This is a genomic window from Shewanella basaltis, from assembly GCF_023283885.1.
Classification (GTDB): Bacteria; Pseudomonadota; Gammaproteobacteria; order Enterobacterales; family Shewanellaceae; genus Shewanella; species Shewanella basaltis.
In genome coordinates this window covers 334,365-347,825 of record NZ_JAKILA010000002.1, presented here as the reverse complement: position 1 = coordinate 347,825, position 13,461 = coordinate 334,365, and the positions used below count along the sequence as shown (strand labels likewise).

12 protein-coding genes are annotated in these 13,461 nt (G+C 45.6%); 7 read left to right on the top strand and 5 right to left on the bottom strand.

What is annotated here, in order from left to right:
* Positions 1-375: 375 nt before the first annotated feature.
* From L2703_RS03280 to L2703_RS03260, 5 genes are all read right to left on the bottom strand, one after another.
* Positions 376-534 (bottom strand): hypothetical protein, encoded by a 159-nt coding sequence (locus L2703_RS03280; protein WP_248969706.1) that lies wholly within the window; start codon positions 532-534, stop codon positions 376-378.
* A gap of 195 nt (positions 535-729) precedes the next feature.
* Positions 730-888, bottom strand: a complete 159-nt coding sequence (locus L2703_RS03275) for a hypothetical protein (RefSeq protein ID WP_248969705.1) — start codon at positions 886-888, stop codon at positions 730-732.
* Positions 889-936: 48 nt separating this feature from the next.
* A complete protein-coding gene (locus L2703_RS03270; RefSeq protein ID WP_248969704.1) occupies positions 937-2,514 on the bottom strand; it encodes a general secretion pathway protein GspF in 1,578 nt (525 codons plus the stop codon).
* Positions 2,515-2,618: 104 nt separating this feature from the next.
* A complete protein-coding gene (locus tag L2703_RS03265; protein ID WP_248969703.1) occupies positions 2,619-5,057 on the bottom strand; it encodes a LamG domain-containing protein in 2,439 nt (812 codons plus the stop codon).
* A gap of 2 nt (positions 5,058-5,059) precedes the next feature.
* A complete protein-coding gene (locus L2703_RS03260; protein ID WP_248969702.1) occupies positions 5,060-6,328 on the bottom strand; it encodes a hypothetical protein in 1,269 nt (422 codons plus the stop codon).
* Positions 6,329-6,711: 383 nt separating this feature from the next.
* Here L2703_RS03260 and L2703_RS03255 point away from each other — a divergent pair, with 383 nt between their 5' ends.
* Genes L2703_RS03255 through L2703_RS03225 form a run of 7 tightly spaced genes read left to right on the top strand, consistent with a single transcriptional unit; the run spans position 6,712 to position 13,395 of the window.
* Positions 6,712-9,372, top strand: a complete 2,661-nt coding sequence (locus L2703_RS03255; RefSeq protein WP_248969701.1) for an HzsA-related protein — start codon at positions 6,712-6,714, stop codon at positions 9,370-9,372.
* Positions 9,373-9,423: 51 nt separating this feature from the next.
* Positions 9,424-10,164, top strand: coding sequence for an outer membrane beta-barrel protein (locus L2703_RS03250; RefSeq protein WP_248969700.1), 741 nt, complete (start codon positions 9,424-9,426; stop codon positions 10,162-10,164).
* Positions 10,134-10,796 (top strand): outer membrane beta-barrel domain-containing protein, encoded by a 663-nt coding sequence (locus L2703_RS03245; protein ID WP_248969699.1) that lies wholly within the window; start codon positions 10,134-10,136, stop codon positions 10,794-10,796. Before L2703_RS03250 ends, L2703_RS03245 begins: the two co-directional genes overlap by 31 nt.
* Positions 10,797-10,850: 54 nt before the next feature.
* Positions 10,851-11,366: a TlpA family protein disulfide reductase gene (locus L2703_RS03240; protein WP_248969698.1), complete on the top strand. Its 516-nt coding sequence runs from the start codon at positions 10,851-10,853 to the stop codon at positions 11,364-11,366.
* Between the two features lie 4 nt (positions 11,367-11,370).
* The gene (locus L2703_RS03235) at positions 11,371-11,634 is read left to right on the top strand and encodes a DUF4266 domain-containing protein (RefSeq protein ID WP_248969697.1); all 264 of its coding nucleotides are present in this window, start codon (positions 11,371-11,373) and stop codon (positions 11,632-11,634) included.
* Positions 11,621-12,775: a DUF3570 domain-containing protein gene (locus L2703_RS03230; protein ID WP_248969696.1), complete on the top strand. Its 1,155-nt coding sequence runs from the start codon at positions 11,621-11,623 to the stop codon at positions 12,773-12,775. The genes L2703_RS03235 and L2703_RS03230 overlap by 14 nt, the downstream gene beginning before the upstream one ends.
* Before the next feature lie 29 nt (positions 12,776-12,804).
* Positions 12,805-13,395 carry an AraC family transcriptional regulator gene (locus tag L2703_RS03225; RefSeq protein WP_248969695.1) on the top strand — a complete coding sequence of 197 codons (591 nt, stop codon included), beginning with the start codon at positions 12,805-12,807 and terminating at the stop codon, positions 13,393-13,395.
* Positions 13,396-13,461: the final 66 nt, after the last annotated feature.

Below are 13,461 nucleotides of genomic sequence, written 5' to 3'. Positions count from 1 at the left end.
TCCATGAGCTGATATTTCTCTTCACATCTATGCCGCTACACAGCCAGCAACGAAGATATTAATCCTTAAGTTTAAGCGCGACTGTGACCGTCCATGACATGGACGTCATGGCCGAGCTTACAAGGATGTACTTGCAGCGTGTCACAGAAGCGTTTGAACTTGAGGTGATTCTGCCACATCCATGAGCTGATATTTCTCTTCACATCTATGCCGCTACACAGCCAGCAACGAAGATATTAATCCTTAAGTTTAAGCGCGACTGTGACCGTCCATGACATGGACGTCATGGTCGAGCTTACAAGGATGTACTTGCAGCGTGTCACAGAAGTGATTGAACTTGAGGTGATTCTGCCGCATCCATGAGCCTATATTTAGCTACACATCAAGCCAATAAACCGCCAGCAATGAAGACATAGAACCTCGAGTGCCAGCGCGGCTGTGACCGTCCATGACATGGACGTCATGGCCGAGCTTACAAGGATGTACTTGCAGCGTGTCATAGAAGCGTTTGAACTTGAGGTGATTCTGCCACATCAATGAGCCTATATTTAGCTACACATCAAGCCAATAAACCGCCAGCAACGAAGAAATAGAGCCTCAAGTTTAAGCGCGGCTGTGACCGTCCATGACATGGACGTCATGGCCGAGCTTACAAGGATGTACTTGCAGCGTGTTACAGAAGTGTTTGAACTTGAGGTGATTCTGCCACATCAATGAGCCTATATTTAGCTACACATCAAGCCAATAAACCGCCAGCAATGAAGACATAGAACCTCGAGTGCCAGCGCGGCTGTGACCGTCCATGACATGGACGTCATGGCCAAGCTTACAAGGATGTACTTGCGGCGTGTCACAGAAGCGAACTTGAAGTGATGCTGCCGCATCCATGCGAGCACACTATTAACAATTCCTTTTGATTATCTTGCAAAAAAGTAACTACACTATCGGTTGAAACGCGGTTAGCGAATCAAGCATAGTGGCATTGCCTAACCCTTGTCTTGGGGCAACAGTGGTAAATTGCCCCTGCTCGCCGTGTAATGCCATGTAATTAAGCAATACCGTTTCGACTAACAAATTCACGTTATTGGCAGAAGGTGCCGACGCGGTGTCGACAGATGCATCAGAGCGCATAAAACCAATTTGTTGTTTTTGGGCCATTTGGCTCGAGGTACCACCCATTAATTGTGGTCTGCCTGATGGGTTGTACACCAAAAAGAACGAGGCGCCAGTTGAAGAGTTATCGCCTGTCCATTCACCTTTACCACGGCCTTCCATTGAGTCATCAATACGGCCATTACTTGAAACCGAACCATCACTGAACACATACAACATTAGCGGCATATTGCGGCGCGAGGCATACTCTAAACATGCCCCCATACAGCGCCCTGCGCGTAAATCGCGTAATTCACCGGTGGCACGCTCACCAGTGTGATAGTCAAATCCGCCCATAGTAACGGTACCAGCACCAGAGAAGCCGTTAACCACTAACTTCATGATCGACGCCGTTTTTTGAAACTCAGACTCTGCATCAAACTCGTTGATACCAAAAATCCCCCCAGGACCAACAATATCAGGGTCTAACAATGGGTTTAATGTTGAAGGGTCGCCAAAGCGATCGGCAAGATCGGCACTTTTAACATAACCACAATTGACTAAATCTTTAACCACATCATCGCGAGTGATCTGGGTATTCACCGCCGCCATTTTTTGCGCACTGATGCGCTGAATACTCTCCATTACCGCCACAGCGTCACGTTGCGACAACAAACTGAATAAATCGCCCACATCCACTAAGCCGGTCACATCTGATGGACGGTCAATTTTCGTTGGACGTTTACTCAAATCAATAAAACTGGTGGGCGCCATTGAGTTGCCGCCCGAATCGGAATTACGCGACCCAACCAACGGCATTAACGAACCATTCGCGCCCGCCGCCGCAATGGCATACATTGGGTTGTGCGGGTTGTTGCCGGTGTCGTTGTCTGAGCGATTGGGGATCACGGCGCCGTTTATGCGCGATGCCGTGTCGGCAGACACTTTTTCTAAAATACCGCGTAAAAACGCCGAGTCAGAATGAAATGCCAGGCCTAAATCGGTATTGATAAAATCTGACATCCCAGCATTAGGGTTGGCAATTGATGGCGCCATATCACCGGGTAAGCCTAACTTGTTGTAACCCGCTGTCGATAAAAAGTCTTGCTGACCACCCGCGCCGCCAACTAATACATTTGAGCCGGCAATGTTAGCTCCGCCAGCCAAATCAAAACTAATAAACGGAATTTTACCTGCACCTTGAACGCTAATACCGCAAGAGCCCCTTAATGCTTCAAGATCTGGCGATAAAGCCGCATGCGCATTATTCGGGTTGGCAAATAAACTAAATAACGATAACCCCGCAACGGCAGCACCGCCCTTGTATAACCCAGATGAAATAAACTCACGCCTTGTCATGGGTTTACGATGATCAGCAAACAACAATGGACTGTCTGGATGAAAGTGCTTTGGCTTAGGCATTGTTGGATCCTTGTTGTATCAGTTTTACATTGTTATCTGCTGTTAAGCGCAATAGTGTCTGTTTGGGTTGGACACAAATTAATGGATTTGTCATCTGCGCCTCCCTATTGCACTAACATAACAGCGCTGGCCAATACCGCTGCACAGCTTGATTTGGCAATGGTGCGAGTGCGCTCGGCATTACAGGTCCCACTGCACACCGACAAACCAGTCACTAAACTGTCTAACTCTGCATACACATCGCTTTGATTAGGTTGATTACCCAAAGATAACGGCATTAATTGATTAATTAATGGATTAAGTAAGTTACCCCTTTGCGCAGCACTTAATGCCACAGCGGGCTCTGCAGTAAAATCAACATCAGGGAACCAATTGCTGCGTATGGTGTTATCTTCAATTGCCGTGTCACAGTAAGCAATCGCTAATTGGGTAATGCCCATCTGCTGCGCTGAAATAAAGGTTTCAATGTTCTCAATGCTGGGTAATTGACGTTTAACCAGCTCATAGGTGTCAAACACCTTACTTGATTGCTGAGCCACTCCGGTTAGTACGCTCATACTGTGATTAATTTCAGCAAAATTTCGCATACCAATTTGCGCAGACTGTGTCGAGGCAGGCACTTCTGCAGGTGTGACAAACACTCCAGGTAACACCACATTGCTGTGCTCGCCTAGTTGTTCAAAACTTAAGAAAAACTCATCCTGACTAGCGCCTTTTTCAAGTGCAATAATGGTACCTAATGAAGAGATTGAAAACGGCTCTGCAATCGCTTGCCCTGCCGAAATAGACAGGTCAAGATTGACATAAGATTGACCCTGAGGGCTTTCTTTGCCATTAATGCCAATCCGAATGCCTTTTATATCAAAGCCCGTGCTCACTGGTGTGCCATCAATATTCACAATTGCAGCATTGCTGAATAAATAACTGTAATTGTCGAACTGACTGACCTCAAACATCACATAGGTATTAAGTAAATCGATGAGATGACTTATCGAGAACAGTAAAAAGAACTTTTCACCAACACCAACCTCATAGTTTTGCTGTACTTGTTCGGGCGCTAAGACGCGATTGTAAATAGCAAGTAACCTAATATCACCTTGCCACACATGTTGGTTTGACGCTTCTCGGCCTAAAATTAATGCAAAACTGTCGTCCCAGTTTGCTAATGGCGCAATGTCCTCATCAACCACATCAATCAACTGACCATTGACATAAATACTGCGGCCGTTAGTGGCGTTATAGGTCATGACCACGTGTTGCAAAGTTGCTTGCAGCACTTCATCTGCATCTGGGGTGCTTAACGCCGGTTCGCCATTGCTGCTTGATGCCTCAGTTCTGAGCATAAAGTCATAATTATATTGGGTTTGTCCTAAGGTAAAATTACGAGCATCATCACCTGCTGAATACGTGACAATACGAGCAGGTCCCTCTTGAGTCACATTATTAGGGGTTACCCAGGCTTCAATCGAAAACTCACCGGTTGCTGTAATTAAATCATGGATTTTTTTGCTATTTGCTGTACTCGCCTGTGCTTTACCATTGGTAAACGACAATCCCCAACTTCCTAGCCAGTCTACATCGCCGCTGAGGGTTAAATTAGCAGCAGGCGAAATACCAGAGGTATCGTAAGCTATTGTGCCCTCACCTGTTTTAAATTGATAAAGGGCAATCACGTCGGTTTCAAAACGGCCGCCACTTGAGGCGGTAATGCCGTCGGTTAAGCGTAATGATTTAGACACCACCATATCTGGCGAGATTTCGTCAAGCTCAATGCCTTCACTGAGCGCAATAATGGCATCGCGCATTTCGATGCTGTTATCGACACAATTATCCCAGCAATTATGAAATTCAGAACCCAAACGCACAACAAGCCTAGATTGTGCAGGTTCATCTAAATTCATCACCCCTTTTGCTGCTTCGTAAGCCTGATCAATATCATTACTGGCAAAAAACGGCGACTGCGCAGCTGGCGCACTTTCGTTATGGCAAGACACACAATATTGATTCACGATTGGGTAAACGTGTTGGCTAAATAAGCTGCTGTCATCCGGAAAGTTTTTACTCGCACCAGGATCGCGGATCACCGGGGCAGTTAACTCAATGGTATTGGCTGTGCTGACACGTTCATCGGCCCACAATTTTATCCATTGGGTCATGGTTTCGCCGCAGGCTGAATCACTGGCAAGCCAACAATTATGGCCTCCAGCAACTTTAGTCACTAAGCGCGATGCTTTAGGATCGGTTAAATCAACCAGCGGGTTGGTGGCGGCATAAGCATCGTTAACATCATTACGACTGGCAAAATACGGAGCTTGATTACCTTCTGTGTGGCAGGCTCCGCATTTATCTTGAGTTGATATGTTGTCCCATAACGACGTCTTGTATTTTTGAATGTCTGCGGTTGCGGCTGCAGGTCCGGTATAGACATCTGAGGTAGGGGTTTGCACCGCAGGTGGATTCTCTTCGACATCACCGCCACCACAAGCAGTCAATCCAACAAATAATGAGACAATAGCAAGGCGTTTAATCAATACATACTCCATGTCTATTCTCCCATACAGTAGTTGCCAACTTCAGCGAACACTCGCTTAAGTTGATACGCATTCTGCTTAAAAGAAGCGGTGGTTGCGTTAATTTGTGCAATGTCGGCTTGGCTTTCTGCATCACGTAAACAGACTGACTTAAAGACTTTTTTTACCTGGCATTGTGCAAACGCATTACTGTTAGCCAGCTCTTGCCCTAAGGACTTTGCACCACTTCCTTGACCTGGCAAACCACTGTCCCAGCCCAGTTTTTGATTGGGGCCTTCACGCCAGTAGTTTTGCCAATCATCGTTTGGGGTCACAAAGCCATAGGGGAAACTGCTAGCATTAATGTGGTACTTACCTTGAACGCGAGTGCCGGTATCAGGATCGGTCTGGCCACTGGTGTTATAAACAATCGCGCCATTTTCACCGCTAGGATCTTGATCCAAATTAAACTCATATTGATAGTAAGCAAAGGCTTGGGCTAATGGGTCCATGCCGCTGTGACAACTTGAACAATTATTTATAAACAAGCGGCTGTCGCCACCTGGGCTGCGACTAACATCTTGGCGTATTCTATCCGTTGGACGAGTATTATCTTTTAGCGGCTCAAGATCTGTGCATAAATGGTTCATTAAGGTAAAGCGGAACATCGCGCGGTTTGTGCCTAAATAAAAAAACTCTTTTGCGGCCGCTCTGCTGGTTAACACGCCAGCGGTAGCAGATGAAGGCAACCCATTTAAACTCGATTGCGTGGTGCGCTCAAGCCCCTCTTTTAAGTCAATAAACTGATCTTCTAAGGCTTGATAATGGTCGTTATTATTTCGATTATAAGCCGGTAAATTCAGGCTGTTTTTGCCCACATACACCATATCAGCCTGCAAGATTTCTCTAAAATCAACATCGTCTCTCACGGCTCCAATCACAGTGGCAGAATAATCATTTAATGGTGCAAAAATATCTTGGTCAATATTGGTCCAAGGGGTCGCAAAAAGCTTAAGCGTTGTGGAATAAAACGCGGGGGTTTCCATTGCCAAATAAGCGGCTTCAATGGGTTTTCCGTCATCTAATAACGCCGCCATATTCTCAATCGTTGCCTGCGAGGCCGCCACACCGGCAATGCGGTCATGTAACTGTTTAGCTTGCTCTAAACTGCCTGCTGTTGCACTCACCGACAGCATACACAGCAGGCTAAGCGTCCATGCGCCTGCCACGCACTTAAACGGCATCATATTGTTTAAATAAGATAATAAGCTAAGGCTTTTTATCGTACGAAGTCGTTGCTTCATACTGTCTCCTTGTTCACACTTAACTGCCTCACAATTAAATGGCATTGATATGTCATATTGCCCATTTGTTCTTCTTTGTGTGGCGTATTGTTATGTTATAAAAACACCCCACACTATACTGAGTGTTTTTTGAGCAAAATAATGCCCTGTTGCTGCAGATTAAATCATTCAACGCCCAACAATAAAAGTATTTATTTTGTTAATTTTTTTGACACTAGCAGCCAATTAGTTGACGCCAAAAAAGTGCCTATAACCGTCAAAAAAAAGTATTAAAAGTATTTAATAAAAAGTGTTGAAACACTGAGCCTACAAGGCAATAATGTCAAGCGCAATCGGGTTTTACTCATGCACATATAATAACAATAAACGGTTAAGGAAAACGAATGAGGCCGATATTAGGCTACAACATCATCATGCTGACAGTAATAACATTGTTACTAGGATGTAATACTGAAACAGCCATTAAAGACGAGCAGCCCGATCCCGTTGTTGTTGAATATCCGGTGGCTTACATTGAGCGCGACTTAACCACTATCGATGGCGCACCAGCACAATTTGCGATTTTAAATCCAGCCCAATTCAATCCTGGTGCGCAATTACTAATAAAACGTAATGCCTTTGCCGATTCTCCTGCAACCAATTTAACCGCCAGTGTGTTTGGCGAAGATGAGCTTATCGATATACGCGATCTGTCTATTTCAGACGACGGCCAACAAATGCTCATGGCAATTAGAGCCCCAGAACTTGAAGGCGTTGACGATGATGAACAGCCTTCATGGAATATTTGGCGCTATAGTGTCGCCAGCCAAACACTAGAGCGCGTGATTAAAAACGATATCACCGCCGAGCAAGGCGATGACCTGATGCCCAGTTTTTTGCCCGACGGCCGAATTGTGTTTGCCTCTACTCGTCAGCGTTTGTCACGTGCTATTTTGCTTGATGAAGGTAAACCGCAATACACCGCATTAGATGAAAGCCGCAACACAGAAACCTTTAACATTCACGTAATGGATCCTGATGGTAGCTCCATTACACAATTATCCTTTAATTTAAGCCACGACTTTTACCCATTAGTCCTGCAAAACGGGCAGATATTATACAGCCGCTGGGACCGAATGGGCGCCGACCATGGCGTTAATCTTTACCGCATGAACCCCGATGGAACAAACAATGAACTGGTGTTTGGCTGGCATTCTCATCAGCTCAGTTTAGAGGGGCAAACCGAGTCGATAGACTTTGTTAAACCACAACAATTACCTAGCGGTGAAATATTGATGTTACTGACATCGCAAGACAATACTGTGATTCAAAAACGCCCAGTATTGATAGATATTGATGACTACATCGATGCCCAGCAAGCTACCGCAAATTCAGGTGCACAAGGCAGTGCAATTACAGATGTTGAACTCGCCGAATTTAGCTTTTCATTTTCAACAGAATTAGCACTTCGTGGCAGATTAAATCATTTATTTCCCCTGCCCGACACCAGCCAACGTTACTTAATGAGCTGGGATTTATGCCGCGTAGTGATCAATGATGTGGTTCGTGCTTGCGGTCAATTAACCGCAGAGCAACTGGCCGATGAAAACCTGATTCAAGCAGACCCATTATACGAGCTATGGCTACTTAATAACGCCAATAATACCCAGCAATTGGTCGCCACAACTGCCCCAGGAACAATACTTACAGAGTCTGTGGTGTTACAACCGAGCAGCCAGCCCAAAGCCTTTATTGCTGATAAAATCGTTGGTAACGAATTAGACTCGCAACTGAGTCAAGCATTAGCCGGAGCCATTCACATTCGTAGCGTGTATGACTTTGACGGTGTTGACAGCACAGCAAATGCTGGCGGCATTAGTCGTTTAAGTGACCCATCGCAAACACCTGCGGCCAACTTACCCGCACGTTTTTTACGCATTGTGCGTGGCGTGCCTATGCCGCCCGATGACGTACGCGACATACCTAACACAGATTTTGGTCGCAGTAACAATCAACTGATGCGCGAAATCATTGGCTATAGCCCAATTCAACCCGATGGTTCGGTTAAAATTAAAGTGCCAGCCAATGTACCGCTCGCTATCAGTGTATTAGATATCAACGGCCAGCGTATTGGTGGACGTCATCGTCAATGGATTACACTTAAACCCGGTGAAACCCTAGAATGCGTAGGTTGTCATACCGCCAACAGCTCACTACCACATGGCAGACTTGACGCACAGGCTGCCAGCATTAATAGTGGCGCCATAGGTGGATTTGCCTACCCTAATGCCACAAGCAGTATCATTCCCGAGCAGGGGCAAACCATGGCCGAAGCCGATGAAATGGTTAATGGCCTCGCAGAGCTAACGGCAAGCATAAAATACACCGACATTTGGACAAACCCAGTGTTGTCTGCTGTAAATCCAAATATCGAATACAGTTACAATAACTTAGCGACACCGGCACCAAATGGCAGTGAATGCTTTAACAATTGGACAGCTTATTGCCGGATACAAATTAACTATGTTGAACACATTCAGCCACTGTGGGATGTCGCCCGCCCCGTGATTGATACCGCAACCCAAACGGTTATCGCCGATAACACCTGCTCTAGCTGCCACAACATTGTCGATGCCGACGGTGCAACCCAGGTGCCTGCAGGGCAATTATCATTAGCAAACACAGCATCAAGCGATCAGGCTGCACACTTAACCTCATACCGCGAGCTGTTTTTTAATGACGTAGAGCAAGAAGTGGTCGACGGTATTTTAATTGACAGGTTAGTTGAAGTGCTCGATGCCGATGGCAATGTAGTTTATCAAGTAGACAGTAATGGCGAGCTTATCCTTGACGCAGATGGTAATCCTATTCCGGTGTTAACTACGGTCAATGTACCGGCGATATTGTCAACAAACGGCGCACGTTCTAGCAATGCATTTTTTGAGGTGATGAATAACACCACCCACCAAAATATGTTGTCGGCAGATGAGCGTAAATTACTCAATGAATGGCTCGACATTGGCGCACAATATTACAACACACCATTTTACTCACAGGACGAATAACGCACTGAGCCAACCGCACAACTGGCCCATTAGCCTTGACGATAGGGAATTATGCTGACTTACATACGCAACACTTGCCTGCTACTGACATTATTGTGCTTAAGCCCAATACTGCTCGCTAACGATGGCCCGAGCTTACGCATTGACGTCCCGTTTGTTGAACTGAGATCCGGTCCAAGCGCTGGCTATCCTGTGGTATCTGTGATTGAAAAAAACGAAATGGTCAGTGTTTTACTTAAACGAACCACATGGTTAAAAGTTAAAGACAAACGCGGTGTTGAGGGGTGGTTTCATGAAGATGATCTAAAGGGATTATCACAAGATGGCAACGCCATAAACCCAACCTTAATCACCTCACAAGAGGTAATCAACCGTCAATTTGAAGCTGGGGTCATGTACGGCGACCTCGAAGGCGCTAACTTTTACAACGTGTTTGCAGGTTATGCCTTCACCCCTGTTTTTAGTGCTGAACTCTCAGCAGGTAAAGCCTTAGGTAGCATTTCTGACAGTGATGTGTTTGAAGTCATGTTACTAAGCCACCCTATCCCCGACTTACTGGTTGTGCCTTATTTAGGGGTGGGTGCAGGAGTGATTAATACCGAACCGCATAGTGTGTTAGCCGACACAGAATCGCGCCGCAGCACGCTAATGAGTGCCGCTGCTGGCGTTAAATACCACCTTGCCCGTAATTTTATATTGCGCGCCGAATACAAACTCTCGTTAGCCTTAACAGACCGAGATGAAAATGAAGAGATCCAAACATGGAAAATAGGATTCAGCGTATTTTTTTAATGCCGTTACTCACTGTAAGCACCTTAGCCTTCAGTGTATTAACACCAAGTTCAGTTGCTTTTGCCGCTGATAATACCGCTAACACAGTTAAAGCTGATGTAGAGCGCCGCGATGTGTTTGACGACCTACTCGACACGGAAAATGTTGAAGTGGGTATTCAAGGCGGCATTTTGTCGATTGAAGACTTTGAGTCAAGCCCATGGATAAGCGCACACTTGGGCTATCACATCAGCGAACATTTTTATGTTAAAGCACGCTATGCCCAAGCAAAAGCCGGTGAAACCAGTTTTGAAAAACTGGCCAATGCTGCACCACTGCTAACCGATGCCGAGCGCGAATTAACGTATTACGGGTTAAATATTGGTTATAACCTGTTGCCTGGTGAAATCTTTTTTAGCAAAGACACAGTGTTTAATAGTGTCTTTTCGGTTGAGTTAGGTGGTGGCAGTACCGAATTTGCCGGTGACGAACAGTTTACCGTTAACTTAACCGCTAACTATCGGGTGTTTTTAACAGACTGGATAGCATGGGATTTAAGCATGAGCGATTACCTGTTTAATACCGAAGTGACAGGTTCATCTAAAACAACCCATAACCTGAATTTTGCCACAGGTGTGTCGTTTTATTTTTAATGATACCTATGATTATCAGCGCGTTTAACCGTTTAAGCTAGAAAAGGAAATACCATGTTGTTCAGTCGATTTAGCGGTAAAGGTCTTATTGCATTAGGTGCATTATTATTGTTAGGCCAGGTGTCATTGCAGGCACACGCGCTCACTATCGGTGACACGGCGCCCGACTTCACTTTAAAAAATCAGCAAGGTACTAACCTTAACCTAGCCGAACAACGCGGTGAGATTATCTTAATCAACTTTTGGGCATCCTGGTGCGGCCCTTGCCGCAAAGAAATGCCGGTACTGCAAAAGCTACAAGACAAATATCAAGACCTAGGCGTGCAGGTATGGGGCGTCAATGTTGAGCAAGAAAACCAGGCAGGTAAAGATTTTTTAGCCGATCTTGATTTGAGCTTCTCAATCTTTTTTGACCAAACTAACACCTTGTCTAAAACCTATCAGGTTGAAGCCATGCCGACCACAGTGATGATTGATCGCAATGGCAAGGTTCGCTTTGTGTTTCAAGGTTATCAAGATGGTTACGAGCAAAAATACGCCGCAGCCATTAAACAGCTGATCAGAGAGTAAATCGATGCTGACATTCACAGTACCCACTCGCATTATCGCATTAACGCTTAAAGCTATCGCCCTACTCAGCCTTATTGGCCTAGGTGGTTGCTCGAGCATGGGCATTGAGCCCTGGGTTAAACCCTACGAGCGGCAAAATTTAGCCGACCCAATTATGCGCATGAATCGTCATCCAAGCGCGAGTATGCATGTGGCTCACGTACTTGAGGGCCGTGAATCGGCTCGTGGCGCAGAAGGCACTGGAGGAGGTGGCTGTGGTTGTAACTAAATGGCTTAATAACAGCGTTAAACTCTTCGCGACATTATGTTTAGCAATGAGTGGCTTAACGGCGCAAGCTGCGGTTCTCGACCCAGATCGTGCCGATGTGTTATACCACAGCTACGAAGGTGGTGGCATGACCATTGATGGTCCGTCAGTCATGCTGCGAAAAAAGGCGTCTGAATCGGTGGCGATTACCGCTTACTATTATCTAGACAGCATCTCATCTGCGTCAGTCGACGTTGTCAGCACCGCCAGTCCCTACAGCGAAAAACGCCACGAAGGTCAAATTGGCGTTGAATACCTGCACGACAAAACCTTAATGTCACTCAATTTGCGCCAAAGTGATGAAGACGATTATTTAGCCCAGTCATTTAGTGTCAATGTGTCACAAGACACCTTTGGTGATTTAACCAATATCAACCTCGGCTTATCCTACGGCGACAATGAAATTAGACGTAACGGCGATGACCAGTTTGAAGAACAAAGCGAACAATATCGTATTCGTGCGGGCATCAATCAAATTTTAACCCGTAACCTTAGCGCCAGCCTCAATGTTGAGGCAATAGCAGACAGCGGCTACTTAAATAATCCATATCGTACTGTGCGTTATGTCGACAACAGCATTCCGTCAGGAGTGGGATATCAAGCCGAAGTGTACCCAGAGACTCGCAATTCGTTTGCGGCCAAATTATCGGCCAGCTACTTTTTACCTTACCGCGCCGCACTGTTTTTTCACTACCGCCATTTTAACGACAGTTGGGAAATCACCGCCAGCGATGTTGAAGTTGGTTACCGACATCCTATTGGCGACAGCCTAGAGCTAGAGTTCAAAGTACGTTACTACCAGCAAACCCAGGCGGAGTTTTACAGTGATTTATTTCCCTATCGTGACGCACAAAATTACCTCGCTCGCGACAAAGAATTAAGTGATTTTAGCGATATTACCTATGGTTTAGGGATCACCTACCTGCTGCCAGCCTCTATGTCATTTGCAGACACTCGCTCAGAGGCTTCGATACAATGGGATTATATTGACTTTCAATACAATAACTTTAGGGATCCAACCGCTGAAGGCGGCGTCGGCAACGAGCCATTTTATGGCTTTTCAGCTAATGTGATCCGCGCCTTTGTTAGCGTGTACTTTTAATGGTTAGATTTCAGATTTTCGATAACACAATGCCCCAACAACGTAATCGCCAAGGCCTTAATACTATGACTACCGTGCGTAAATATTGTGCTTTTTTAACTCGCCTGCTGGCAATAACAACATTGCTTACAAGCCTATTGGCCATAACAGTGCATGCAAAAGACAGCAGTCAAGGTGCGTTGGCATCTGAGCTTGAAAACATTAAAAGCCAGGTATTAAAGCTCAATCGTGATTTGTTTATTTTGGAAGAAGATTTACTGTTTCCCGCCAGTACTCAAATTGCTGTGTTTGTCTCGGTCGACATTGGGCGTTTTCTTAAGCTTGACAGTGTAGAACTTAAAATTGACGACAATAACGTCAGCGGCTTTTTGTATACCGAGCGTCAACGTAAAGCATTAGAACAAGGCGGCATTCAACGTATTTACTTAGGTAATATCAAAACAGGCCCGCACCTACTGACCGCCATTTTTACCGGAAACGATGCTGAAGGTCGCACAGTACAGCGCGCCATAACCCATAACTTTGATAAAACCGATGAAACCGTGATGATTGAACTTAAAGTCGAAGACAACGAATCAAGCTATCGTGCTGATATCAAAGTCGAACAGTGGGCATTGTAAAGCATAATGGCCTTTAACCTATCATCCCCCAGGACTTGTGTAGACCGCATGTGTCAGCGCCTAACA

Bases quoted from the DNA above. Each gene is read 5' to 3' on its own strand.
- L2703_RS03280 (WP_248969706.1), bottom strand. From the start codon at position 534: ATGTGGCAGAATCACCTCAAGTTCAAACGCTTCTATGACACGCTGCAA.
- L2703_RS03275 (WP_248969705.1), bottom strand. From the start codon at position 888: ATGGATGCGGCAGCATCACTTCAAGTTCGCTTCTGTGACACGCCGCAA.
- L2703_RS03270 (WP_248969704.1), bottom strand. From the start codon at position 2,514: ATGCCTAAGCCAAAGCACTTTCATCCAGACAGTCCATTGTTGTTTGCT.
- L2703_RS03265 (WP_248969703.1), bottom strand. From the start codon at position 5,057: ATGGAGTATGTATTGATTAAACGCCTTGCTATTGTCTCATTATTTGTT.
- L2703_RS03260 (WP_248969702.1), bottom strand. From the start codon at position 6,328: ATGAAGCAACGACTTCGTACGATAAAAAGCCTTAGCTTATTATCTTAT.
- L2703_RS03255 (WP_248969701.1), top strand. From the start codon at position 6,712: ATGAGGCCGATATTAGGCTACAACATCATCATGCTGACAGTAATAACA.
- L2703_RS03250 (WP_248969700.1), top strand. From the start codon at position 9,424: ATGCTGACTTACATACGCAACACTTGCCTGCTACTGACATTATTGTGC.
- L2703_RS03245 (WP_248969699.1), top strand. From the start codon at position 10,134: ATGGAAAATAGGATTCAGCGTATTTTTTTAATGCCGTTACTCACTGTA.
- L2703_RS03240 (WP_248969698.1), top strand. From the start codon at position 10,851: ATGTTGTTCAGTCGATTTAGCGGTAAAGGTCTTATTGCATTAGGTGCA.
- L2703_RS03235 (WP_248969697.1), top strand. From the start codon at position 11,371: ATGCTGACATTCACAGTACCCACTCGCATTATCGCATTAACGCTTAAA.
- L2703_RS03225 (WP_248969695.1), top strand. From the start codon at position 12,805: ATGCCCCAACAACGTAATCGCCAAGGCCTTAATACTATGACTACCGTG.